Origin of the sequence: Verrucomicrobium sp. BvORR106 (assembly GCF_000739655.1) — a bacterium.
In the GTDB taxonomy this organism is placed as follows: domain Bacteria; phylum Verrucomicrobiota; class Verrucomicrobiia; order Verrucomicrobiales; family Verrucomicrobiaceae; genus Verrucomicrobium.
This window is the reverse complement of sequence record NZ_BATR01000069.1, coordinates 15,789-42,771: the sequence shown is the minus strand read 5'-3', so window position 1 is coordinate 42,771 and position 26,983 is coordinate 15,789. Positions and strand designations below refer to the sequence as shown.

The following is a 26,983-nucleotide window of genomic DNA, read 5'->3' as shown; positions in this document are numbered from 1 at the left end:
CTGGGAGCGAGATTTCCAGCACGCCTCCCATTAGGATCCCCTCTCCATCTGCTGGAGAAAGTAACTTTCCTCCTGCACCGCCACCTGCCTCGCCGGAATGGTGCAACACTGGGCAAAATCCCGCCGTTCAGGACACAGCTCGCCCTGCCCCTCTTCCCTGATGTCTCCGCTCCGCCTCCGTACCCCCTGCCTCCTGGCCCTGGCCGCCGCGACCGCGACCACATCCGTCCACGGGGCTGCGGCTCCCTCTGCTCCCGCCGGATACAGCACCCAGGTGAAGCCTTTGCTGGAGGCCCATTGCACCGATTGCCATGGCGAAGATGTGCAGAAAGGCGGGCTCCGGCTCGATAATCTCGCGGTGGACTTCCAGGACGAAAAGCTGGCCGCCAAGTGGACCCACATCCTGGACAAGGTCGCTTCCGGCGAAATGCCGCCCAAGAAACAGGAACGCCCACCCCAGGCCATGGCGGCCGCCGCCACCACGTTCCTACGCAGTCAGCTTCACACCGCCTCCCTCACCCGACAGCAGAAGTATGGCCGCGTCACCCTGCGCCGGCTCAACGGTCGGGAGTATGAGAACACGCTCAATGATCTGCTGGGCACCAAGCTCTCCCTCAGAGAGATGCTGCCTGAGGACGCCACCACCGCAGGCTTCGACAATGTGAGCGCCGGGCTGGACCTCTCCTCCACGCACTTCCTCCTCTTCCAGGAAGCCGCCGCCAAGGCCGTGGCCTCCGTCATCCCCGTGCATCCGCCCCTGCCCTTCAGCAATGCCCGCACGGGAATGGAGATCACGCAGAAGGGCCCCAACTTCAAACAAGGGCTGGGGCGCAACTCCAAGCTGCAGGGTGACACGCTCATCATCTACAGCAAGCTGCCTCGCTACGGTCTCTGCTCCACCGCCCCCGTCCCGGCCACAGGACGCTACCGCATCCAGATGAAAGCCTGCGCCGTGGGCGCGGAGGGCAAGCCCATCCCCGTCGGCTTCATGACGGTGATGAACAGCGGCCGCGAGGGCCCCATACTGCGTGAGGTGCGCGACATCCCCCATGGGGAGCCGCAGGTCATCGAGTTCGAGTTTGACCTCGAACGCAACCAGTCCTTCGTCGCCAATCTCCTCACCAACTGGGACATCCGCGGCTTCAAGAAACCCCTGGAGGAATACACCGGCCCCGGGCTGCTCGTGGAGTGGCTCAAGATCGACGGGCCGCTTGATGCCTTCCCGCCGCCTGCCTACAGCACCCTCTTCTCCGGCATCCCGCTCAAGCCTCGCTCCGTGGCCCGGGCAGAGAGCACCGGCACCAAGGTGCCCAAGATCCCGGAGAACCGCAACGAGTTCCAGTGGAACAACGACCCGCTCGTTCCTGTTTCCTCTAACCCCAAGGAGGACGCTACCCGGCTCATCCACGCCTTCCTCCCGCGGGCCTTCCGCCGCCCCGTGGACGAGCCCACCGCCCAACACTATGTGCAGAAGGTGCACCGCCGGCTGGATGAGGGCGCCTCCTTCCTGGATGCCATGAGCTACGGGTACAAGCTCATCCTCTCCTCACCCGACTTCCTCTTCCTCGACAGCGCCCCGGCCACCGCCCCCGCGCCGGATGGCACCCTGCCCAGCACGCGGCTGGATGACTACGCCCTTGCCGAGAGGCTGTCTTATTTCCTCTGGTCCAGCCTGCCCGATGAGGAGCTGCTCACGCTCGCCGCCAGCAAGAAGCTCAGCACCCCCGCCGTGCTCCGCGCCCAGGTGGAGCGCCTGCTGAACTCGCCCAAGGCCGCACGGTTCACGGAAAACTTCGCCGGCCAGTGGCTGGACCTGCGGAAGATCGACTTCACCATCCCCGATCCCCAGCTCTACAGCGACTTCGACAACCTCCTCCTCTGGGCCATGCCCCTGGAGACCCAGGCGTTCTTCAATGAAGTGCTGCGCCACAACCTGAGCCTGCTGAACTTCGTGGACTCTGACTGGAGCATGCTCAATGAACGGCTCGCGGCGCTTTACGGGATTCCAGGAGTCAACGGCAGCGAGTTCCGCAAGGTAAAGCTCCCCGCCGAGAGCCGCCGCGGCGGCGTGATGACCCAGGCCTCCGTGCTGAAGGTCACCGCCGACGGCACCCGCACCTCCCCCATCCTGCGGGGCAAGTGGGTGCTGGAGCGCATCATTGGCAAGCCCCCCTCGCCCCCGCCGCCAGACATCCCCGCCATCGAGCCCGACATCCGCGGCGCCACCACCATCCGCCAGCAGCTGGATCTGCACCGGAACTCCACCGCCTGCGCCTCCTGCCACGTCCACATTGATCCGCCCGGTTTCGCTCTGGAGAACTACGACCCCATCGGCAACTGGCGCGACTTCTACCGCGTGACCACCCGCACCAAGGCGGGCCAGGTGGACGTCCCCTACACCGGCCGCGGCGTCTACCGCGGCCCAAATGTGGAGAAAGGCAGCACCACCCATGAAGGCCGGGCCTTCAACGACATCACCGACTACAAGAAGATCCTGCTGGAGGACAAGGACCAGCTCGCCCGCAGCCTCACCGAGAAGCTCATCATCTACGGCACCGGTGCCGACATCCAGTTCGCCGATCGTGAAGTCGTAGAGGCCATCATCACCAAGATCCGCCCCACCCAATACGGCCTCCGCGATCTGGTTCATGAAATCACCCAGAGCCGCATTTTCCTGAACAAATAGCTCTCGATTCCCTCTTTCCGCCTCCCTTATCCCTCTAACCTCCTCTTCCCTTTTCCCTCTCCCCCCCCATGCTCAACCGCCGCACCTTCCTCCGCGCCTCGGGAGTCGCCATTGGCCTGCCCTTCCTGGAGGCCATGCTTCCCACCCGTCTCCGGGCCGCAGCAGGCACCGGCACCGGCAGCCAGCCACAGCGCATGGTCCTCGTGGGTCAGCCGCTCGGCATGTATGGGCCCAACTTCTTCCCGGAAAAGGCCGGTCGCGACTACGTGCCCAGCCGCTACCTCAAGAACATCGAGGCGTACCGGGATCAATTCACCGTCTTCTCCGGCATGTCCCACCGCTATGCCGCGGGTCACTTTGCCGAGGTGGGCCTCTTCACCGGTGTGGCCCCGGAACTCATCCGGGACAAGGACATCAAGAACGGCATCTCGCTCGACCAGGAGGCCGCCTCCCACATCGGCAACCAGACCCGCTTCCGCTCCCTCATCCTGGGCGGCGGTGATGTTTCATGGAACCGCCGCGGCGTCCGTCTCCCGGCAGAGAGCCGCGCCACCCAGGTCTTCCGCAAGCTCTTCATCGCCGGCACCCCGGAGGAGGAGACGCGGGAGCTCCAGCGCATCAAGGACGGCCAGAGCATCCTGGATGATGTGGGCGACCAGATCCGCGCCCTGAATCGCAAGGTGGGCCACCCCGACCGGGAGCGGCTCGACCTCTTCCTCACCTCCGTGCGGGAGGCCGAGCAGTCCCTCCAGCAGGATGAGCACTGGAGCACCACGCCCAAGCCCCAGGTGGGCATCAAGCAGCCCACCAGCGACTTCGGCGGCCCCCAGTTGATCGAGCGCTCCCGCCAGTGGTATGACATCGTCCACCTCGCTCTGCAGACCGATTCCACCCGCGTGGTTACCCTCTGGCTCGGCACTCAGGAGCGCCCGGAGATCGATGGCGTGAACCTGGGCCACCACGATGCCTCCCACCATGGGCTGGACCCCGCCAAGCTCGATCAACTGGCCCTCATCGAGGAGGCGGAGATCAAGGTCTTCGGCGAATTCCTCGCCAAGCTCAAGGCCACCAATGATGGCGACCGCCCGCTCTTCGACCGCACTGCCGTGCTCTACGCCAGCAACCTCGGCAACTCCTCGAACCACGACAACAACAACCTCCCCATCCTCCTCGCCGGCGGCACCTTCAAGCACCAGGGGCACCTCGCGTACGACACGAAGAACAACACCCTCATGTCGAACCTCTACGTCCGCATGCTCCACCACATGGGCATAGAGTCCGCCACCTTCGGCGCCAGCAACGGCATCATCAGCGAGGTGTAGGCTGGACAAGCATCGCGAACTCGCCCACAAATGCGCATGGACCGCCGTCATTTCCTCCGCACCACGCTGGCCACCGCCGCCCTTCCCTCCCTCGCCCTTGCGCAAGAGAGCAAGGCCAAGAAACGCATCCTCCTGCGCTCTTCCTGGCAGACGGTGAACATCGGCGATATCGCCCACACCCCCGGCATGCTGCACCTGCTCGAGAAGCACCTGCCTGAGTACGACGTCACCCTCTGGCCCAGCAGCGTGGACAACGGCGTGGCCGAGATGCTGACCAAGCGCTTCCCCAAGCTCAAGATCCTCGCCCCCACCGCCGAGGCGAAAAAGGAAGCATTCGACACTCACGACTTCCTCCTGCATGGCTCCGGACCCGGCATTGTCGGGCAGAAGTCCATCATCGAGTGGACGGAAAAGACCGGCAAGCCCTACGGCATCGGCGGCGTCACCTGGAGCGGTGGCAAGGACAACGGCGAGGCCATCAAGGTCATCAGCGGCGGCAAGTTCGCCTTCTTCCGCGACTCCGTCTCCCTAGAGCTGGCCAAGTCAAAGGGTGCCACCTGCCCCATCATGGAGTTCGGCCCGGACGCCACCTTCGCCTGCGATCTGGTGAACGATGAACCCGCCGCCGCGTGGCTCAAGGAAGTCGGCCTGGAGGACGGCAAGTTCGTCTGCTGCATCCCGAAGCTGCGGAACACGCCCTACTGGGAGATCAAGAAAGGCGTGAAGTTTGACGAGAAGAAAAACGCCCGCAACGAGGAGATGAAAGAGCACGACATCGCCCCGCTGCGCAATGCCGTGATCGCCGTGGTGCAACAGACGCCCATGAAGGTCCTCCTCTGCCCCGAGGACGCCAGCCAGATGAAGCTCAACAAGGAGATGATCTACGACAAGCTGCCGGAGGACGTGAAGAAGAAAGTCGTCTGGCGGCAGGACTACTGGCTCACCGACTTCGCCCAGAGCGTGTACAACCGCAGCGCGGGCCTCTTCGGCAACGAGCAGCACAGCCCCATCATGTGCATCGGCCACGGCATCCCCGCCATCGTCTGCCGGTACAAGGAACAAACCAGCAAGGGCTTCATGTGGAAGGACATCGGCCTCAGCGAATGGCTGTTCGACCACGACTTCGATGAAGCCGAAAAAGGCCTCACCCCCGCCGTGCTCGCCATTGTGAATGATCCGGCTGCTGCCAAGGCCAAGGCCCTGAAAGGCAAGGCCGTCGCGGATGACCGCATGAAGCGCATGATGGATGTGTTGCGCGCGAGTCTGGAAACTCGGTGAATGGTGAGTGGTTAGAGGTAAGTGGGTCGGTTGGGCGCTGGGAAAACAGGACGAGGCATGCTCAGCGCACACAAGCCCGCTTCCTCAATCCGCAAACGATGAGCTGGACCATTCCGCAACAGGGCAAACACTCTTGATGAAACGAGGTTGACACAACCTTCATTTCATCGATACAGACACCCAATGGCATTCTTCGAATATCAACGCCTCGTCACCGCTTATCATGGTTGCGATCAATCTTTGGTAGATTCGGCACTTCGCGGAATTCCATTGAATGAGAGCCGCAACGACTACGACTGGCTTGGACGAGGCATCTACTTCTGGGAGAACGGGCCCGCAAGAGCCATGGATTGGGCAAAGGAAGTGGCAAAACGCAAAAAAACGAGGATCGCGAAACCATCAAAAATTGGTGCGCTGATCCAGCTCGGCAATTGTTTTGACTTGCTCGACCTTCGCTTCACCAGATACCTCAAGACACTGTGGCCTGAGTTTGAAAAAGCGATGGTCGCATCTGGAGCGGCACTCCCCAAGAACACACCCTACCTTCATCGACTGGACTGCGCTTTCATCGACTGGGCCATTCCCAGGGTCGAATCCATCTCATCCTCTAAGTTTCATACAGTCCGGGGAGTGTTTTTGGAGGGCACCCCAATCTACCCTACCGGTTACATATTCGAAAAGTCTCACATCCAGATCGCTGTCCGGGACCCCGCATCAATTATCGGCTATTTCGTGCCTGCGGGCAGCCTTGACGTTTCGTAGTTTCTCTGCGACCCTTTTACCATGGCAGCAACTCGGCGCAAATCTACTATCGGGGCTCGTAAGAAGTCATCGGTCAAGAGTGCCGTTCGGAAGCTGGCAGTCAGCAAGAAGCCTCGCATTCGCTCGAAGATCGTCCGAAAATCGAGCAAAGCCCCTCTATTGACGGGTGTCAGCGTTTCAGGAATCCAGCAAAAGGACTTGGATGCAGCGGTCGCGAGAGTCAAAGTCATGACCAAAAAAGAGCGTATCCAGTCGCTCATCGACTCTGGGATACTCACTTCATCTGGCAAACTGGCCAACGCGTACAAGTCTTAGAGGACGACGTCTCCTGGCTAGCAGTCAAATACGTGCTGTCAGCCCGAGGTGCCAACATAGTACGCGACTGACATTCCCGGCAGATGCCGGGAACAACACGCATGGATACGTGCGCTCCCCAATCTGCCCTGCGACGCCCTAGACTCACCGGAAACCGCACGCTTCCAGCGTGCCGGCTTCTGCATCTCGCAGAAGCCCTCAGTCAAACGTCCCCACGACCTCTCAAGCCCCCAGACTCCCCCTCTCCCTCACGTTCCCCAACACCTGGCGGCGCAGCCGCTTTGGGACTGCGGTGAGCATCACCGCTTTCGCGCCCCTTGTGAGGTTCGAGCCCCGTACAAACACCACCGGAGCCCATCTCCTCCGGCTTATCCCGCAATGGCGGCACTCCTTTGTTTCACGTCCGTGGCGGCGGCACCCATCAACCAGTCGCGCATGCGGAACGTCTCAACCAGCAGCCGCACCGGCGGCTGCGTCTCAACCAGCGCAGCGTCTCAACCAGCGCAGCGTCTCAACGTGCCGCTTGCGGCACATCTCAACTCCCCCCTCCCCCCTACTGGTACTCCCACAGGATCTCATGGTCATACCCGGGATCGAGCGAGAGAATCTTGAACGCCAGCACGGTGGAATCCTTTGAGAGATACTGGGTGGTGAAGACCCGTTCCTTGGCCGTTTCAGGGCGGTCGTGCTCGTAATAAAGGTACCGGTACTTCTTGTAGGCACGCCCCTCCGGCAACAGCACCCACTGAAGCAGTTCCGAGGTCTCCGCCTCAACGGCGAACGCCATCCTCGAGGTGGACTTGGTCCCATGCATGAACAGGCCGGGCGACTGAATCTCCGCCAGCAGTTCGATTGGTTTTCCAGCCGGCACCTTGCTGAAGTCGAACACCACATCCCAACGATAACGGCCGTCTTCACCCAGCGGGGCCTTCACCACCCTGGCTTCCAACTCCTGTGAGGGGAATCTCACCTGCCCCTCGGCACCCGAGAGAATGAGCCGCTGCCGGAAGACGTGCTGGCTCTTGTTTTCGGGCACTTTCACCACAAGCAAACGACGATACACATAGATCCGGGAGTCGCCCGCCGTGCCCGTCGACTCAGGCTTCCAGGCGCGGAGATCCGTAATCCGGGAGTCACTCAGCACGCGGAACCCGCTGAGGTCCGGCGCAGAAGCATCGTCCGACTCCTCCACCGTGACGCCCGTCCATGGCCGGGGCGGCCCTTCGTCGAGCAGATCCCCCAACCGGCCCAGTTCCGGACTCCCCTGCGCGAAGGACAAGGTCAGCGTATTGAGCCGCACCATTCGCTTGTAGTACTGAAAGGAGAAATACGGAATCAGCATCATGATCGGCACCAGAATGGGCACATAGAGATAGGTGACCCAGTCCCGCCGGTCGAACAACGAGCTCCAGAAACGACGACCCGATGAGCCTTGTAATTTCCTTGATTCCGCTGTCGTGTCCGTCGCGCCCCGGGTCACCGCCACAGCGCCCTCGCCCCGGCCTCCATCACCTGCTGGTTGTCTGCGTTCCGGGATGGGTTCCCAAGGGGGCGATGCTGGGAGGGCGTCACCAAATAGATCCGGTCGACCGCGGCAGACCTTCCGCGCCACACAGTAGCCGTGGCGCACCAGGCTGCTGACTTCCAGGGAGTCAAAGCAGTCCAGATCCGTGCGGATGTTCGCCGTCTGGCGCTGGATCTCAGGATGGGGCGCGGTGGGATCCTCCTCGGGCTCCACCACATCCGTGATCCGGGCAAACAAGAAGCCGCCAGGCCCCGCAAAGGTCTCGTTCTCCAGTTGCCACACACGGTCCATGAGGATGTCACTGGCGCGTAGCGCTGTCCGTATCAAGCCGCCCCCGTGTCCCCGCACCACCTTGATCTGCCTGCCCACATCACTCACGATCACACCATCCAGCCCGCCCTGCAGACGCCGGAAGCAGCGCCTGCCCGTGGCCTGTCGGAACGCCTCCTCCAGGAGGTGCCGGTTGAGCCAGAGCTGGTCTCCGGAGTTCAGTTCCTGTGCCCCGAGGCGGCTGGTCCGCAGCAGTTCATCTGCAGAAGCATCATCCGGGGTCAGGCCCGCGAAGCCCGCCTCATGCTGGAACTGATAGTGGCACATCACATGCCACAGACTGGCCAGGATCCTCTCCAACCCGGCGGAACACGCAGGCTCCCTCGCCCCCTCAGGACGGCTCATCACCTCTTCCAGTGCAGAGGCCAGGTGATTGAGAGGCGTGTCTGCCGGGGACTGGCCCGCTTTCTCCAGCAACAGCGTCAGGCGGCGCAACGGCGAGTCCTCTTCAGACAGGGTCGCCTCTCGCAGCGCCTCCAGCGCACCATGCAGGTCCTCAAAGTCATCCGCATCCAGGGTGTCCGCCGCCAGGAGATCCCGTTCGAAGAATCGAAACATGCGCACACCCAGGTTGTCGTACACACCTCCGTCCGTGTAGGACTGCCTGCCAAACTCCCCGCCGCTCACCCCCACCTCCTGACCGGTCAGTTCCAGTGGCGGGAAGAATCCCGGAAAGGCCGAGGACGCCGCCACCGCCATCGGCACCGTCGCCAGGCCTGTATGAATGTTGTCCACCCGGAAGGAATGCCCTGCCCCCCGACGCACCATCGACAGTCCTTCGCGACCAAAAGAACAGAGACAGCCCTCCGTCAAATTGGTGGTGAGCAGGTGAAGCTTCGGACTCTTCGGCAGCTCGAACAAGCTCACATCCCCGTAGAGAAACTTCTCATAGTGCTGTTCCAGCAGCCCCGTGCGCGTCAGTTTTCGGTTGGACCGGCCTAGAAACTTTCTGACCCAGCGGAGAGGCAGAAGCAGCGGAAACCGGCGCAAGATCCGGCTCCGCACATTCAGACGCACAAAGGCAAGAAACTCCGCCGCAGCTCCTTCGAACTCCTCGTCAGATCCGCCATAGCGCTTCCAGTTCAGCACCAGATGCGCAGCGAAGATGCTGCCTCCCGACACCGAGGTGATGTGCGTCACATTCTGCAACAACCCCGCATCCCGCAGGAACCGGACAAGGCCCAGATGATAGAGGCTGGCGCGAAATCCCCCTCCGGAGAGTGCGAGGCCAAACTTCTTCATGGCGGCAGTTTAGTTGTCCCCTCCACAGACAATGCCGCCGGAGGACAGAGGTGAACCTCTGCCAGACCATGCTGGAAGCTGGGCGGCCCGGTTGATCAAACCCTAGTGTCCCAGCCCCAGACCCGACCTTCCATAGGACGATGGTCTCATGTCTGGGGACCGCACGCTTCCAGCGTGCCGGCTTCTGCATCTTGCAGAAGCCCTCAGCCAAACGTCCCCACGACCTCTCAAGCCCCCAGACTCCCCCTCCCCCTCACGCCCCCCAACACCTGGCGGCGCAGCCGCTGTGGAGTGCGGCGTGAAGCGCCGCTTTCGCGCCCCTTGTGAGGTTCGAGCCCCGTACAAACACCACCGGAGCCCACCCCCTCCGTTCTCGCCATGTCGTCACCAGCCCGACACAGGACTCCCCAAAGCGGCAATGCTTGCCGCACTCCCAAAATCCCGCAAGCGGGATCAGGTGGAGGACGCAATAGGTAATAACAACACCAAGCGGCCTCAGCCTCGGGGGAGACGCGCGACTGAAGTTCCCGGAAGGATGCCGGGAACAGTCAAACGTCCCTCCCACACCGCAAGCCTCCAGACTCCCTCCCGCCCCCACTACATCCAACACCTGGCGACGAAGTCGCTGTGGAGTGCGGCGTGAAGCGCCGCTTTCGCGCCCCTTGTGATATTCCTCGAACCTGAAAGCATCAGCGGGGCAACGGAGCCACCTTCCCCCGCCCCCAGGCGATCTTTGCGCCCACCCTAGCGACTTTGCAGCGCGGCGAAGCTGCTCTGACGCCGGGACGGATCCGCAATGAGCGCCGCAAACTGGGCGGCCCGGCCGGGATCAGACGCGCTGAGGTGGCGGGCAAGCGTCGCATAGCCCGCGTCCCTGCGCGCGGCGTCCTCCATCGTGCCGACCCACTGCCCGGCGGCGGCGGGATCACGACGCGACCAAGTGGTGAGCAACTGCTCCACGGCAGTGTCGGCAAAGGCATCGGGCTCGAACCCGGCCACCCACGCAGCAGTGCTGGCGGGATCCGTCTGGGCCCAGCGTTGGATCACAGAAATCGCGGCCCGCGCTTGGGCGGCACGGTCGTCTATCTCGTCGGCGACGATCGCGGCGGCCGCGGCGGCCGCGGAGGGCTGTTGATCGGCCCACGCCGTGGCGACGGCGGCGAGGGCGTTGGATCGGAGGTTCACGTCTTCCAGGCCGCGAGCCTGCTCGGCAGCCTCGGCCGGTGCTTGCGACGCCCACTGGGAGAACGCGTGAATCATCGTCTGGTCGCGATTCGCCCCCGGTGCCATCGTCCCGGCAAACCGCAAGGCCCAGTCCGGACTGGTCGAAGCAAACCGCGTGGCCAGCGATTCCAACGCCGCCTCGCGTGAAGGTCCCGGCTCCAGCGTCTCCACCCATTTCACGGCCGTGCCGGGATCGGTCTCCGCGAGCACCACGGCGATCTGTCGCATCGACTCCGTCTTCAGCACCCCTTCAGGCAATGACTGCACCCATTGGATCGCGGCCATGGCATCACGGCGCGCCCACAAGCGGACAACGAGCGGCACGGCATCAGGTCGGGAGAGATCCAGCCCGTCGAGCTCATCGTCGTCGGCCTCGAGCACCAAACGACCGTTTTCGACATCGCGGAGGAGCTGCCCCACGCGGTCCACAGACGAGGCAGCTGATTCCAGTGGACGACGGCCCTCCTCCGCCTTGTGCCCAGATGCGGACGAAGCTCCCCTTTCGCTCCGCATCTGGGAAACAACCGGCCCGTGCCCGGCATCGGCCCTGCGCGTCGTCACGCCCGGCTGTGGACTCTGCGTGAGGCAGAGTGCAGCCGTGCCAACGACGGCGGAACCGATGAGGAGCAGCGCAAGTTTTTTCATGGCACCATTTGCACGTTGTCGATGACACTCGTGTTCAGCGTAGCGGCATCACCGCTGGAAACCGCGAGACCGATATAGATGTTCGCGCCCATATCAATGCCCATGGCGTTCACGACCGTCCAGGTGACACCGTCCACGGACTTGTAGCCGCGCAAAGTGTTGCCGGTGCGAACCACCCTCACCCAGAGACCGGGCGCGGCACCGGTGCCACCCGCAGTGGTGTTGTGGCCGCTGCCGTAGAAGCGGCGGCGCTGCCAGTAGAAGTTGCTGCCACCGTCCACGCCCATGAAGGCAAAGGGCGAGTCGGGCGTCAGCGAGTCGCGAATCATCACCCCGAGGCGGGCGCCGGTGCCGGTGTTCTGCGGCGCGGCGATCCGCACCCGGATCTCGCCATCCCCGTTCAGCATCTGATAGACGAAGCGGAACTTGTCCGCATTGCCCCCGATGATGCCCGCTCCCTTAACGGTGAACTTGGAGGAGAAGTACTCCGCGCTGCCTTGCAGCCCGGTGGCCCCGAGATCGACCGTCTGCCACGGCGGCGGGAAGGGCGTGACGCCGACGTTGTCAAAGGTCGCCGTGCCCGCCTGCGTGTTGTCATGGCTGGTCACCGCGAGCCCCGCACTGATGCTTGAGGTCATGCTGACCACCGCAGTGCCAACCTGCGTCCAGGTGGTGCCGTCCGCAGAGACATACGCCGTGATCAAGGTGCCGCTGCGTGTGAGAAGCACCCAGTTGCCCGGCGCAGCATTCAGCGCAGGACCAGCGACCGTCAGGGTGTTGCCTCCAGTCGTTGTGCGGTACTGGAAGATGAAACCCTGTCCCGGCGTGATGGCGATCAACGCATGGGCCGAGCCCGCATCGGTCGTTTCGCGAAGCATCACCCCAGCCTTCGCCAGGGCGTTCGTATTCGATTGCGAAGTCACGCGGGCGCGAATTTCACCGTCACCATCGAGCGCGTTAGCATTGAACTGGAACTCATCCGCCGTGCCCCCTATGCCTGCGCCAGAACCACGCATCGTATAGGTGCCGTTGCTTTCCGATGAACTGCCCGGAGCACCTACGTTCCCGATGTCCGACTGCGCCCAGCCTGCAGGCAACTGGCTGGCCACGGCAATGTTGAGCGTGGCGGTGGCGCTTGCCCCCTGGCTGTCAGTGACACGCACGGTCCACGACTGGTTGCCAGCATCACCACTGCCCGGCATACCGGAGAGCGCACCATCTGAGGCAACGCTGAGCCACGCGGGACCGCTCACCTTGCTGAAGGTAAGCGTGTCGCCGGCATCCTCATCGGAAGCCGTGCCCGCAAGACTGCTGCTGTAGTTGTTTCCAATCGTCGCACCGGGTTTGCTGATCGCATTCGACGCAAACACAGGCGCATCATTCACCGGTGCGACGTCAATGTTCAGCGCTGCGGTGGCGGTGCGGCTGGTGCTGTCCGTGACGCGGACAACAAACTGGTTCACTCCCACATCACTGGCCGACGGGGTGCCGCTCAGCGCGCCATCGGTGGCGACGGTGAGCCAGGCAGGGCCGCTCACCTTTGCGTAGGTCAGCGTGTCATCAGGATTGCCATCCACCGCGCTGTCCGCCAGCGTGCCACCGTTATAGGAAACATCCTCCTGGGCGGCCGGTGCGATGATGGGATTGCTCGTGAAAACAGGCGCTTGCGGCGGATTGGCACCCACGTACACCTCATTGATCTCCGCAGCGCTCAGCGAGCGTGAGTACACACGGACGTCATCGAGCCCGCCCTTGAAGAAGCGCCCACCCGTCGAATCCTGTCCAAGATAGACGTTCCCGCTGAAAGCCACTGCACTGTGAGCCACCGTGTTCACCGCCGTCTGCAGCACACCGCCGGAAGGCTGGAGGTAGAGCGTCGCCTTAGCCGGTTCGATGACCAACGCGCAGAACGTCCAGGTGTTGTCCGGCACCACCAGGCCGCTGCTGAAGTTGTACGTGTTGGAGGCACTGTTCCAGTGATAGCGGAGGTCATTGTTCGGCCCGAGGTTGAGACCCGAGACGGGACCGCCCCGTGCGAAGACCAGGCCCGCCCACTGGGCCTGCGCGCCATTGCGCTTGATCCATGCGGAGATGGTGACGGCATTCGTATTGAGGTTCAGCGCCGGAATCTGGATGGACTGATTCGTGCCGTTGAGCGTCACTGCCCCACCCGACTGCCCTTCGACCCGCACTGGCGCATTCACGAGTGCCCCATCCTGCGTTCTGCCGGTGGCGTCCTGCGCCATGTTACCGCTGTTTTCATCCAACTCCCACCAGGCGCGGAGCCCGGAGTAAATGGCCGGCGGCTGCGAAGCGTTGCTGTTGGGATCGGTGCCAAGGGCCAGCTCCAGCCCGGTCGGGAATCCGTCCGCATCGGGATCACCACTGGAATCGCCGCTGATGATCTGCACGTTGTCGAAGGTTGCCGCGCCCATGACGCTGGTGTTGTGACTGGTCACCGCCAGCCCCACCTGCACGCTGTTTGACATGGCAACATTCGCCGTCGCGAACGGTGTCCACACAATGCCGTTGGCGGAAGAGTACGCCGCGAGGGTCGTCCCGCTGCGTTTCAGGCGCAGCCAGTTGTTCGGTGCCGCATTCAGTCCCGGTCCACCGGAGGAGACACTGTCCCCTCCCGCAGCGGTTCGGTTCTGGAAGCGGTAGCCATTGCCCGGCGTGATCGCAGCGAAGGCGTTGATGGCACCTGGGGTCACGCCATCGCGGATCATCACCCCGGCTTTCGCCCAGGGGTTCGTGTTCGACTGAGAGGTGACTCGGGCACGGATTTCTCCATCCCCATTCAGGGTCTGAAAGGCATAGCGGAAGCTGTCCGCAGTGCCCCAGATGTCCGCCCCAGCCCCCTGGACTGTGAACGCCCCGGTGGCCGACTGGTACTCTTCTCCGCCCGGCGCTGGGTTTCCGATGTCGCCAGCCACCCATTGCTCCGGCAGGGCGGAGCCCACCTGCACCTGGATCGTCTCCGTCGTCGTCATGCCCTTCATGTCAGAAACCGTGCAGGTCACAGACTTCACTCCACCAAGAGACCAGGCAGTGCTGATGCTCGCCGTGGCACCATGCACCACGCCATCACCTGCGTTCCACAGGTAGGTCAGCGTGTCGCCGTCCGGGTCACTCGCATTTGCCGTCAGCGTCACGGTCTGGCCGGGCGCGGGATTGGGCGGGTTCACGGTAACAACTACCTCAGGAGCCTGGTTCCCGGCGAACGGGCCTTTCGCCACGACCACATCGAGCGCCGGCGGGTTGATCCCATCTGCAGGCAGGTTTTGAATCACGGTAAAGTGGATGTCAGCCTCCGTGTCGGAGAAGGTGCGACCCGGCACAATGACGCCATCCGATTTGCCGCCTGCGCTGCCCGGAGTGGTGTCGATAAGATGCGAACCGTTAGCGCTGTTGGCCCACGCGTCCCAATGCAACTCCGCCCCCTGCGAGATCCCATTGCCGCCCCAGCCTGCATGCTGGCGATAGCTCACCCAGTATTCGCGGTCCGCATCTTTTGGGATCCGGACGGCATACTTGAGAGCATTCAGGCTTCCGCCGAGATCGTTGGCATAGATGCGGCAGGTGTTCCTTGATCCCGCCGCAGTGGCGGCAGAATGAACATTCGCACCAGGAAGCCAACCCAGCCGGGATTTGAAATACGCATTGTAGTGCCCTTTCATGCCCGCTGAGGAGCTGCCGAGGACGTCAAAGGGATCGCCATACTCCTGATTGGCTCCTGAACCAATCGCCGTGCCATCATTGGTGGCCCAGTAGTTGGCATGCCACAGTCCCATGTTGTGGCCGTACTCGTGGCAGAATAGACCTTGTCCATTGTACTTCACTGCCAGGCCCTTTCCTCCCACCCAGGCAACTCCGCCAAACGATCCCGGCCCGTTGTTGTAGCGCACGCCGTCGTCATTGTAGTTCGCAGGGTTGTAGCCTGCGGCGTTGGCGGCCACACGGGCATCCGCCAGCACCTTCGTCCACCCTTGCGTATTGTAGTAGGCCTCGGTCTCCGGCAGCGTCAGGACCGGAGGGATGGTGATGGCCAAGGTATGCGCACCGAAGGAAGCGCTGGCCAGGTACGCGCTCGAATCCGCCGCCTGCTGCTCCGCACTGGCCAGCGTTTGCGGCTCGTAGTTGGCATCGCCCTGATCCGAGAAGCGCACGCGAATGTAGAGGAAGGTCCGGTTTCCTGTGCTGGGGGATTCCGCCGTCACTGGCGCTCCGCCGGAACTTCCCGTTCCTCCAGCCGCAGCTTGTGCCTTGTTGAGATCATCCAGCAAGTGCGCCTCGCTGCATGTCACCAGTAACTCGCCAGCAATGTCCGCCGCAGGAGGCACCTCACCCTCGCCTGCAGGCTTGCCAGAAACCGGGCAAGCACCGTCGAGCTGCCCTTTGGACTTGCGATAGTCGACTTCCTGCCGCGACATCCGACGGTAGGGTGTCTCGTTCAATGCCAGCTGGTCATCGAGAGCGACGCCGTGAATCGGCACATTCTCACGCGTCGGCCGCTGCAATCCTTCACCATAGGCAGATACAGCGTATGACTTGTCACCCACTCGCGCCGAACGCTTGATGGCAGGCCCATCCAGAGCCTGTCCCTCCCCGGGCACCTGGGCCTCCACATAGTAGTCTCCTTTGTGGTTCACGGGCGTTTCCAGCTTCTCGACCACCCTGGCCGGCAAGCGGTCACGCACCTCATACGGCACCGCGGACTCGATGGCCTTCTTCGGATCACTCGCAATGAGCTCGCGCATCGTCTCGCGACGTTTTACTGCCAGATCCACGCCCGTTTCCACAAGCGTCGTACGCACCGCGTCATCGGTTTCCCGGAGGTAGCTCTCTGCCCAGCTCTTGAATCCACCCAGACCATCTGCCTGCGGCGACTGAGTCCGGACCTTCGCCTCCTCATCCGGTGGGATCGTCGGGTTTGCCAGCTTTCTCGCTGGAGACTTCGCACTGACCGGAGACGCCGTTTTGACAGGCGCATCATCCGCTTCCTCCGCAGGCCGTGAGGGGGACATCACCAGCCACGCAGCAGCCAGGACAGGGGGACACAATATCGTAAGAGCAAGTTTCGGATTCATGCAGTGATTAAGTCGAAGACCGTGCAGAAGTGACCCTCGATTAAATAAGGGAATTTAATGAAATCGTCATGTAGCGAAAATTCGCTTCAACCGTCGCGAACGATCTATCCGTTCAGCGTGCTAAGGCACCACCTCCACGTTGTCGAAACCACTGGTGTTCAGCGTGGTGGTATCGCCACTGGAGACCGCCATACCGATGTAGATCGTCGCGCCCATATCAATGCCCATGGCGTTCACCAGCGTCCAGGTGACGCCGTCTACAGACTTGTAACCGCGGAGCATGTTGCCGGTGCGAACCACCCTCACCCAGAGACCGGGTGCCGCGCCGGTGCCGCCGGCGGTGGTGTTATGACCGCTGCCGTAGAAGCGGCGGCGCTGCCAGTAGAAGCTGCTGCCACCATTCACACCCATGAAGGCAAAGGGCGAGTCGGGCGTCAGCGAGTCACGGATCATCACGCCCAGACGCGCACTGGTACCGGTGTTCTGCGGGGCGACGATCCGAGCCTTGATCTCGCCGTCCCCGCTGAGCGTCTGATAGACGAAGCGGAACTTGTCCGCATTGCCACCGATGGTACCCGCCCCTTTGACCGTGAACTTGGAGGAGAAGTACTCCGCCCTGCCTTGCAAGCCAGTGGCCCCAATGTCGACCGTCTGCCATGGCGGCGGGAAGGGCGTGACGCCGACGTTGTCAAAGGTCGCCGTGCCTGCCTGCGTGTTGTCATGGCTGGTCACCGCGAGCCCCGCGTTGATGCTCGATGTCATGCTGACCACCGCCGTGCCGACCTGCGTCCAAGCGATGCCGTCCGTAGAGACATACGCCGTGATCAAGGTGCCGCTGCGCGTGAGACGCACCCAGTTGTCCGGCGCGGCATTCAGTGCGGGCCCCGCGACAGTCGTGGTGTTGCTGCCGGTGGCGGTGCGGTACTGAAAGATGAAACCCTGGCCCGGTGTGAGGGCGATCATCGCATGGGCCGAGCCCGCGCCGGTCGTCTCGCGGAGCATCACCCCCGCCTTGGCCGAGGCATTGGTATTCGATTGCGAAGTCACGCGGGCGCGAATTTCGCCGTCTCCATCGAGCACGTTGGCACTGAACTGGAACGCATCTTCCGCGCTCCCAATACCTGCACCAGACCCACGCAGAGTGTAGGTGCCGTTGCTTCCCGATGAACTGCCCGGCACGCCCACACTACCGATATCCGCCTGCGCCCAGCCTGCCGGCAACTGGCTGGCAACCGTGATGTTGAGCGTGGCAGTGGCACTGGCACCCTGACTGTCGGTGACACGCACGGTCCACGACTGGTTGCCTACATCACTACTGCCCGGCATGCCGGAGAGTGCGCCGCTGGCCGCAACACTGAGCCACGCAGGCCCGCTCACTTTGCTGAAGGTGAGCGTTTCCCCCGCGTCTTCATCAGACGCTGAGTTCGCGATGCTTCCGCTGTAGCTCGCGCCAGCCGAGGCGCCGAGCTTGGTGATCGTGCCTGTCGTGAACTGCGGGGCATCGTTCACATTGACCACCGTGATGTTGAGCGTGGCGTTGGCACTCGCTCCGGCCGCGTCAGTCACCTTCACCGTGAAACTGTTCGCCCCGACATCGTCATTGTCCGGGGTCCCGGAGAGCGTGCCATTGGCGGCAATGCTCAGCCACGCCGGGCCGCTCACCTTGCTGAAGATCAGCGTATCGCCGGTGTCCACATCACTAGCGTCGCCTGCCAGGCTGCTGGAATACGCGGTGTCTTCCGGTGCGGCGGCTTTCCCGAGACTCGAGGATGCCCATACCGGCGCGGAGTTCACATGGCGCAGCACGATGCTCTGCGGTGCCGCCTCGCGGTAGGACAGCGTGACCGTCGTGTGTCCGCCATTGGCGGCTACGCTGGCGCTGTAAGTATCCGTCTGCGCATCGAGCGTCCAGACACCGTTGAGCGCGATCTGGAAGGCATTGGTGTTGGTTGTTTCCGCAGAACTGACACTCAGACGCAGCAGCTCGCCGTCACGTCGCCAGATATAGGCAGCCGGACGGTTCACCGTCGCGATCTCGCCCATGTTGAGAACTTCCGAGGGGTCGAAGACGGCAACCGCACAGGTGCCCGTCGCGCGATCCTGAAAGCGGTGGACCTTTGAGGTCTTCGTCACCGTGACTGGCGCTGTCGAGGGGCTGGCCATGGCATTGGCATACGCGTTGAGTTCCCCCGGCTGGGGCTTCACCAGCACGGTGTATTCCAGCGCCTGGTTGGTGGCGGTTGATCCATGGTCAAACCACACCTTCGAATAGTTCGCCGTGGTGGGTGTGAAATTGCCGATGTTGTTGAGAAAATCCGTCTTGAGTGTGTAGGGCGGCGGGGTGCCTCCGCCAGTGTATGCCGAGGGGAGGGCGTAGGTTGCGCTCTGGGTTCCCCGACGCGCGTTGATGGCAGGGGTGCCAGCTGCTCCATGCACGAAATACCCGTTGCCCTGCGCGTCTTCGATCTTGTGGTTGCCCCCTGCAGCTAGAGTCCACGCGCCATCAGCTGTGTAGGAAGCTCCGTCGAGCACGAGCGGTTCCGAGGCCGGCGTCTGATGACCCATCTGGATCAGTCCGGTGTGCAGGCCGCTGCCGGTGATGTTGTTGCTCACCAGCACGATGCGGTTGCCCAGGAAGAAGGCACTCTTGCAGGAGTTGGACATCTTCTGCATCCACACGCCGCTCTCACGGAGGCTGGCACTGCCCATGAGGCTGCTTTCCCCGCCGAAGTAGGCAGGCTTTCTCCAATAGAGCAACGTGGTAAGCGGAATGTCAGGGCAGGTGACATTCGGGTGGTAGCTGTAGTCCCAACCGTCATAGAAATAGCCGGAATCCACTTCGTTCGGTTTGCGTCCGTTCCTGCCCGTGGTGATCAGCATCAGCGCACCGTGCATGGACTTTAGATTGAAATGATCCGGCAGCCCCATGTCGTCATAAGCTTCGCCCCCGGGCCAGGCAGTGGGCTGACCGCGCAGCGACACATACCATTGCCCCGGTCCGCGATGAATGGCGGTGCCGTTGGTGGTGTGAGAGTAGTGCCCCTGAAGGGAGGCGGTGTAGAGCGGCGAGTGGGGATTGATGTTTGCGGGCGGCGTGATGCTTCGCCACTCCAAGGGCAGGCTGGTGCTTCCCACACCTGTTTTGGTGATCGCGGCATAGGCCATTTCCAGGTCATTGTCGATCGTCGTGCCATAGAAGGCAGCCGTTAAGCGCGCAGCGCGCAACGCAAAATCCGGCCCACTGCCTGCGCCTCCATCACTTGGCGAATTGGCAGACAGCAAACCCGCCCGAAAATTTTGGTGCAGCGGCATGATGCCGCCCGTGGAAGCGAAGCACCATGCCAGCGCTCCCTTCCGCAGCCGCGCGATGGTGGGCTCCGTGTCCGGGCTGAGGATGCCAGCCAGCGTCCAATTGATGTGGGTCTGGAGTATGCCGGCATAGGTGTAGCTGGCGTAGCTGATGTGGTGGTCACCGTGATGGATGATCGAGCCGTCAAGCGGCACGATGCGGTTCTTCACGTTGCTCTCCTGTCCGACGATGGAGATGTCGTAGCCACGGCGGATCAGCTTCATCAACTGCCACTTCGCCGGCGTGTCCGACATCAGAGCCAGCCCCTTTTGCGCAGTGCCATAGTAACAGTGATAGTGATCGACGGACGAGTAGAAGTCACTGGGGCTCCCGTCATTCGCCATGAGCACGTAGAATCCGGAGAGGTAGGCGAGGTTGAAGGCGTAGAGGTCGCGCTTGTCCGCAGAGAGCTTGTGCACCATGCGCAGCGTCTTCCAACCACGATCCCGCCAGATATAGCCGTTGCCCATCCACGGAACCGACTGCCCGCCTGGCAGGTAGTTTTGATTCAGGAAGTGCTCGATCAGGTCAGAGTACACTTGCTCGAGCTGTGGTGCCTGCGCGGCGGTGGCCTTCGCGTAGAGGTCGGTCAGGCGCATCACCTTGGCGATGAAGTCGCCATTGAAGCTGGCGGCCAACGCCGTGTTTGGCACCGCAGCGGAGCCTTCATCATCCACGATGATCGCCCGACCGCTCAACTCGCCCGATTGCGAATCGCGGCTGAGCATGAAATAGGCGGGCATGGCCGCCACTTCGCTCAACTCCGCGGCGGTGAGCCCCGCGCCTGTCGCATTGACCATGCTGGTCGGGTAGTAGCCGTCGAGCTGCGTGATCGAAGCCTGCTGCTGCGACGTCAAACTCGCCTGCAGCGACTCCGCGTGCGGATAGTAGGTTTTGAAATCCCAGTTGAAGGCCGGGGTGGCCGCTGCCGTGATCGGCAAAAAACAGAGGGCAACGCCGACCGCGGCGCGAATGACACCAGACCACCTTTTGGGCAGCGTTGACGGGAGTGAGGGCACTATCATGACGAGGCGGAGAGAGTGTTGAAAGACCCGAGAGACAGAAGTCGTATTGCAGAGGATGAAGCAGCCGGAATCATCCTTTGCTCGAAAGGATAAGAGGAATTGCTAGTCATTGTCTCGTCGCGAACTCTCGCTACAAAACAGGGATTGCTGCCCGTCCCGAATCCTGATAATCGGGGGCGAAATTCCGCGATCAATGTGGGATAGGGCATGGAACACTCCAGGCCTCCCCTCGGCACCCTCCCTTGGGTCAGTGGGGACCGCACGCTTCCAGCGTGCTGGCTTCTGCATCTTGCATAAGCCTTCAGTCAAACGTCCCCACGCCCCCTCAAGCCCCCAGACTCTCTCCCGCCCCCATCACTCCCAATGCCTGGCGGCGTAGCCGCTTTGGGACTGCGGTGAGCATCACCGCTTTCGCGCCCCTTGTGAGGTTCGATCCCGGAATGGCGCAACCCTGAGTTTCGCCACGAGCTTGATGATGCTACCCGGCCCCGTATGGCCCTTTGGCAGTCGCTGCGGGCGTGTTAGCCGTTCAGATGAACCATGGCGTCCGATTTGCTACTCGGATGCCTCCAGCCTGGCCCGGAGAGCAAGAAGCACGCGTTCGAAAGCCGCCAGATCCCGGAGCGAAAGTCCCTCCGTCACGCTGTTGACCCAGGGGGCTTGCAAGGCCATTGCGGCCTCGTAAACCATCCGGCCCTTTTCCGTCAGCACAACGAGCTGGGCGCGGCGATGGTGCGGATTGGCCTCAAAGATGACATGACCTTGGTCATGCAGATCGTTGACGATCCGTTGCACGTTCTGGCGGTTGGCTCCCATGTTGCGCGCGAGCCAGGCGACAGGTTGGGAATGCTCGGCACGCGCAATCGCTCCAAGAATCTGCCAGCGTGCGCTCGTCAGTCCGAGGCCGGTCACCAGGCGGTCACCCGCGTTCAGAAGGAGATTGTTGAGACGAAAAATGTCCAGCGTGAGAGCGGTGATCACCTCGCCGGCAGGTGTTCGTTTGATGGCACGGTTCATTTTGGGCTTCTGATTTCACATTGACATCATGATGTCATAATGGTTCAATTGAAGCATTCCACGCAAAGGCTTGCCTGCCAAATAAAACCGCAACCTCTGCTCGCCCCCCTGCCCGCCGGGCCGGGCAGCAGCTCGCACTCCGCCCGCTTATGACACACGTGCTCACTCGTCTCCTCACGATCCTGTCGCTGTTTGCATCCACCAGTCTCGCGGAAGCGCAAGGGCCGCCCGGTGCCTCCAGCCGGAATCCCCTGGCAGCTTCGCCCAAAGGCCAAAGCGTCTTTTACGCGTCGCACAGCCTGATGTGGTATGTTCCAGAACCTCTTGGTGAACTGGCGGCTGCCGCCGGAATCCAAGGCCATGAACTGGTGGGCCTGCAAAAAATCGGGGCTTCCAGAACCTTTCAGCACTGGGAGCTCCCCGAGGGCGAGAACCAGGCCAAGCGAGCACTGGGGACGGGAAAAGTGAATGTCTTCGTCATGTCCCCCATCCAGTTTCCGGACGAGGGCGTGGAGAATTTTGTGAAGCTCGGGCTGAAACACAATCCCGACATTCGCTTCATCATTCAGCTATCCTGGGGCGGTGGCGACACTGACAACCAGGACTTTCCCACCGGCTCGTGGGACATCGTTGATCGCGAAAAGTCACCCGCGCAGTTGAAGAAGCTTTACGAACGCAACATCCGCGCAGGTGAGCGCCAGGCTGACGAGATCAACCGAAAGTATGGTCGCGGCAAACGAATCATGACGCTCGTGCCCACCGCTCAGGCACTGGTGGCGCTCCGTACCAAAATTTATCAAAAGCAGATTCCAGGCCTCAACCTCCAGAGCGAGCTCTTTGTTGATGCAGCCCACCCTTCACCTCCGCTGGAGGCGCTCAATGCGTACCTCCACTTTGCAGTGCTTTACGGTCGCTCCCCTGTGGGTCTTCCGATGCCCAGTGTGTTGAAGAAGGCAAACCGGGAGGCGTGGAACGAGAAGCTCAACCGCACGCTGCAGGAGGTCGCCTGGCAGACGGCGGCAAGCTACCCGCCCAGCGGCGTCGACTCAACTGGAAGGAAGTAAGTGGCAGAAGCGACGCGCATCCTTTGCATGGTTTTCGTAACGTCTCGCGACACTCCCTATGACTCTTCTTCGCATTTTTCTCATCGTCCATCTGGCGGCACTTCTTTGCACTGGTGCCGAGACCTTGCGGACATCCGCCCCGTTTCAGATGGGCGTCGGCATTCGTGATCGCGTGTTTGAGCACCCGCAGGACTGGCCACTGCTGACATCTCAGTTTGGCTACGTTACGCCGGAGAACTGCATGAAGCCTGCGGCAGTTCAGCCGGAACCTGGCCAATGGTCATTCGAGACGCCCGATCGCTTCGTGGACTTCGCCCGCTCAAAGAATCTCAACGTCGTGGGCCATTGCCTGGTGTGGGCCAAAGATGACCGTACCCCCGCCTGGTTCGGCTTGGACGGCACGCAACCCGCGTCCCGCGAGGTTCTCATGGCCCGCATGAAGACCTACATCGATGCGGTCGCGGGTCGCTACCGTGGAAAAATCGCCATGTGGGACGTGGTCAATGAAGCGCTGGATGACGGGGACAAATACCTGCGCGACTCTTGCTGGAGCCGCGCCTGCGGGGAGGAGTTTATTGCGAAGGCCTTTGTCTATGCCCACGCCGCCGATCCAGACGCGCTGCTCATCTACAACGACTACAACAACGAGCTGGATGGCAAACGTGAGAAGATGATCCGCCTCATCGAGTCGCTGCGTGCACAGCAGGTTCCATTGCACGCCATCGGATTGCAGGGGCACTACGAACTCGATTCGGTGCCTTTTGAGGCTCTCGAAAAGACCCTGGAGGCGATGCGCGGCATGGGGATGAAAGTCGTCATTTCCGAACTCGACATCGACGTGATCCCTCGTGGACGTTGGTGGGCCGACAACGGGGCGGGGCGCGAAACGCTTGCCAAATACAACCCGTATGCCGATGGCTGCCCTCCCGAAATTCTGCAGAGGCAGGCGGAACAATATGCAAGGCTCTTCCGTCTCTTCAAAAAGTACCCGGACACCATCTTGCGCATCTCTTTCTGGAACTTGCACGATGGTCAGAGCTGGCTGAATGACTTTCCCTGGAAGCGCGTGAATCATCCGCTGCTGTTTGACCGCCAAGGTGCGCCGAAACCTGCCTACGAAGCCGTCATGCGTGAGCTGACAACGGCGACCAGCAGCCCGCCACCGCAAAACCTGCCCGCGCCACGGGGCAACGCATCAAGACCGATCGTGCTGAAGGATGACGACAAACCGGCTTTCCCCGAACCGCCAAAGGGTTGGGATGCGCGACGCGAGAACATCCCTCACGGGCGTTTGGAGATGGTCGAATACGACTCCAAAACCGTCGGCACGCGGCGGAAAATGAATGTGTACACGCCGCCCGGTTATTCACCGGCCAGGAAGTACCCCGTCCTCTATCTTCTGCATGGCATCGGCGGCGATGAGACGGAGTGGGAGCGTTTCACGCAGCCGGAGGTGCTGCTGGACGGTCTCATCGCAGATGGCAAGGCCGTGCCGATGATCGTGGTCATGCCGAATGGTCGCGCGCAAAAGAACGACCGGCCAACGGGCGACTTCTTCCGGCATGCGCCAGCATTTGCGGTCTTTGAGCGCGATCTGCTCGATGATGTGATCCCGGCCATTGAATCCCGCTACAGCGTTGCCACCGACCACAGCCATCGTGCCATCGCCGGCCTCTCCATGGGGGGCGGTCAGGCGCTGAACTTTGGTTTCAGGAATCTCGACCGGTTCGCATGGATCGGAGGCTTTTCCTCCGCGCCAAACACGAAGAAGCCCGAGGAGCTCCTGCCCCATCCGGAGGCGGCCAAAGAGCTAAAACTTTTGTGGCTTTCGTGCGGAAACAAAGACGGGCTCATCGGCATCAGTCAGGGCGTTCACACCTGGCTGGCGGACAAAGGCGTGCCTCACGTGTGGCACGTCACCGGGCACAACCACGATGCCGCGGAGTGGAAGCAGGCACTCTACTGGTTTGTGCAGAAGCTTGCCTTCAAGCCGGATGCAGTGCCTGCGGCTGACGGGCAAAACAGGTGACGCTGGTTTGATCTCACCCGCCAGGACACGGCCGTGCATTCTCTTTGATAGGCTGCCTGCTTGATGGTCTGCTCTAGCGCAGACCTCCTGGCGCTGCCGATGATATCACGGTCACCCCATCCTTGCCGCTTTGACCTTTGTCCAGCAGCACCGTTGCTGTCTGCACCGCCCCCCTCGGTTTCACTGTGATCTCATACCGACCGTAGAAGCCGCGCAGCTTAAATCGGCCTGCCACGTCCGTCTTCCCGGTCGCGTCCGTGCGCCACTCTTTGCACACCAGATCGCGCCAGACCCGGGCGGCAGGCTTTTCGCTCCAGTCTTTGCGCCACAGCGCCGTCTCGGGTATCCAGTGCGCGCCCTCCCAGAATCCCCACAAAACGAAACCGGTGTAGGCGGGATGGCTGAAGGTGGTGATAAGGGCATCCCGGGTGAAGTCCGCGGCCAGCTCTTCGTCACCCTCCGTCCCCACGTCGAACTCGGTGATCTGCAACGCGGGCACCAGCTCGGCGAACCGGTCCGAGTTGGCCAGCATCTCCATGGGCGAGGGCAAAAAGCTGGAATGGAGATGCGCTTGATTGCCAATCCCGTCAATCCTTGTGCCTTCTGCGAGGAGTCGCTTGATGATTTCATAGTACTCCTCCTGCTGCCGGCCAGGGCGGAAGACCTGATCCTCATTGATCCACAGAGGGAGGGTCGTGAGGGTGCGTGCCTTGCGAAAGACTTCACTGTAGAAGGCATTCCCGAGCACCCGGTCGATGCACATGCCGGCCTCCCATCCGGCAGGATGATTGAGCGCATCCCATTCACTCACATGCCCCGCCATCGCAGGGGTAATCTCCTCTATCCACTTGATGACCTTTTCCCGGATCGCCTGCGGATTGTTTCTCAGCTTCTCCGACCAGTCCTCAAACGGCCCCCAGCACAGATAATGGCCGCGCACGCTAAAATGACGATCAGCAAGCCAGGCGAGGGACTGGTCCAGCCACGCCTTGCGGTAGGCCCCTTTGGTATTGGGATCTTTCGCAGCCTCCCACGGCCCGGGCTTGAAATCGTTCTCAAACACCACCCGGCTGAAACACTCATCCACAATGGCTCGATAGCGTTCCCCGTCGGCTGAGGGATCATTGAGCAGCTTTGCCGTGACGGCAGAACCGAAACCAAACGCATGCCGCTTGAGCTCGGCGCGCACCTCTGTGTTCGCCATGGGCTTGCCATCCTCGTCCACCATGACGAGTGTAAAATCCCCTTTGCGGAGCTTTTCAATGCGCTCCTTGGCATCCTTGCGCCAGGAAGCGTCCGCTTCACGACCTTCATAGGTGTAGTAGGGGCGCGGCAGCTTGTCTTCGGGAAAAGTCGTCCCGTAGCTCAACAGGCGCAACCCTCCGACATCCACCTTTTGCACTTCGCTGCCGAGGTGAATGGAAACAGCGCACTTCCCCTGCGGCCCATCTTGATCCGCAACGAAGGGGAGGATGACTGGATGCCATTGGGTGCCCACCCGGAACTGAGTGCCGCCCAGCTTGGAGTAGCTGGGGGGATTCTGGACCTCCACATGCGCGGAACCGAAGGCTTTGCCGTCGACAGCACGGGCGTAGAACATTAGGAGACACTTGTCGCCCCTGGTAATGCCACCCGAGACTTTCGCACTCAGTTGCACACTCCACGAGTTCGCCGGCGCCTTCTTGATGTCGAACCGCCAATACTGCTCCCACGGCGCATCCGCCACTCGCATCACTTCGACGCCGGCAATTCCTGGCTCCTTGGGCACTGATGGCCGCACGCCCCCCTCCTCATTGGGAAACAGCAGGTCATGTCCCCCCGGAGGCACCTGTACGGCGTGAGGCACCCCGGCGGCCTTGACGGCTGTCGTGCCGGCACCTATGAGGACGAAAAGCAACGCGAGGATCGATTTCATAAGCAATAGGCTTGGGCACTGGCGTCAGCGCGGCTGACCCGGGAGTCTCTGGCAAAGCAGGCTGCTTTCGGATCCCTTTGGGCAGTGGTGCGCGGCCGGTCTGAGCAGGCGACCCCTTTGCTTTGCGGGCAATGGACGCAGTCAGCCTGCTCAAACCTGACACGC

The 26,983-nt window shown here is 62.1% G+C and carries 12 protein-coding genes; 6 read left to right on the top strand and 6 right to left on the bottom strand.

Annotated elements, in window-relative coordinates; all coding sequences use genetic code 11:
- Positions 1 to 160: 160 nt before the first annotated feature.
- The 4 genes from BV106_RS10550 to BV106_RS10535 all read left to right on the top strand — a co-directional run bounded on the left by BV106_RS10550 (position 161) and on the right by BV106_RS10535 (position 6,048).
- Entirely contained in the window at positions 161 to 2,686 is a 2,526-nt protein-coding gene (locus BV106_RS10550; protein ID WP_038164259.1) for a DUF1592 domain-containing protein, read from the top strand.
- 68 nt (positions 2,687 to 2,754) lie between these two features.
- Positions 2,755 to 4,008: a DUF1552 domain-containing protein gene (locus tag BV106_RS10545; protein WP_038164257.1), complete on the top strand. Its 1,254-nt coding sequence runs from the start codon at positions 2,755 to 2,757 to the stop codon at positions 4,006 to 4,008.
- A gap of 36 nt (positions 4,009 to 4,044) precedes the next feature.
- Positions 4,045 to 5,286: a polysaccharide pyruvyl transferase family protein gene (locus BV106_RS10540; protein WP_265595530.1), complete on the top strand. Its 1,242-nt coding sequence runs from the start codon at positions 4,045 to 4,047 to the stop codon at positions 5,284 to 5,286.
- A gap of 183 nt (positions 5,287 to 5,469) precedes the next feature.
- Positions 5,470 to 6,048 (top strand): hypothetical protein, encoded by a 579-nt coding sequence (locus BV106_RS10535; RefSeq protein WP_038164254.1) that lies wholly within the window; start codon positions 5,470 to 5,472, stop codon positions 6,046 to 6,048.
- 868 nt (positions 6,049 to 6,916) lie between these two features.
- Here BV106_RS10535 and BV106_RS10525 read toward each other — a convergent pair.
- From BV106_RS10525 to BV106_RS10505, 5 genes are all read right to left on the bottom strand, one after another.
- Entirely contained in the window at positions 6,917 to 9,460 is a 2,544-nt protein-coding gene (locus BV106_RS10525; RefSeq protein WP_038164250.1) for a patatin-like phospholipase family protein, read from the bottom strand.
- A gap of 744 nt (positions 9,461 to 10,204) precedes the next feature.
- The gene (locus BV106_RS10520) at positions 10,205 to 11,329 is read right to left on the bottom strand and encodes a hypothetical protein (RefSeq protein ID WP_038164248.1); all 1,125 of its coding nucleotides are present in this window, start codon (positions 11,327 to 11,329) and stop codon (positions 10,205 to 10,207) included.
- Positions 11,326 to 16,419, bottom strand: a complete 5,094-nt coding sequence (locus tag BV106_RS10515; RefSeq protein WP_081891650.1) for a LamG-like jellyroll fold domain-containing protein — start codon at positions 16,417 to 16,419, stop codon at positions 11,326 to 11,328. Before BV106_RS10515 ends, BV106_RS10520 begins: the two co-directional genes overlap by 4 nt.
- A gap of 120 nt (positions 16,420 to 16,539) precedes the next feature.
- The gene (locus BV106_RS10510) at positions 16,540 to 20,793 is read right to left on the bottom strand and encodes a putative Ig domain-containing protein (protein WP_081891649.1); all 4,254 of its coding nucleotides are present in this window, start codon (positions 20,791 to 20,793) and stop codon (positions 16,540 to 16,542) included.
- A gap of 555 nt (positions 20,794 to 21,348) precedes the next feature.
- Positions 21,349 to 21,810, bottom strand: coding sequence for a MarR family winged helix-turn-helix transcriptional regulator (locus BV106_RS10505; protein WP_038164243.1), 462 nt, complete (start codon positions 21,808 to 21,810; stop codon positions 21,349 to 21,351).
- A gap of 158 nt (positions 21,811 to 21,968) precedes the next feature.
- On the opposite strand from BV106_RS10505, the gene BV106_RS10500 reads away from it, so the two are divergent.
- Positions 21,969 to 22,874 carry a hypothetical protein gene (locus tag BV106_RS10500; protein ID WP_265595529.1) on the top strand — a complete coding sequence of 302 codons (906 nt, stop codon included), beginning with the start codon at positions 21,969 to 21,971 and terminating at the stop codon, positions 22,872 to 22,874.
- 58 nt (positions 22,875 to 22,932) lie between these two features.
- Positions 22,933 to 24,903, top strand: a complete 1,971-nt coding sequence (locus BV106_RS37225) for an endo-1,4-beta-xylanase (RefSeq protein WP_265595528.1) — start codon at positions 22,933 to 22,935, stop codon at positions 24,901 to 24,903.
- Positions 24,904 to 24,976: 73 nt separating this feature from the next.
- On the opposite strand, the gene BV106_RS10485 is transcribed toward BV106_RS37225, so the two are convergent.
- Positions 24,977 to 26,818 (bottom strand): endo-1,4-beta-xylanase, encoded by a 1,842-nt coding sequence (locus tag BV106_RS10485; RefSeq protein WP_038164241.1) that lies wholly within the window; start codon positions 26,816 to 26,818, stop codon positions 24,977 to 24,979.
- Positions 26,819 to 26,983: the final 165 nt, after the last annotated feature.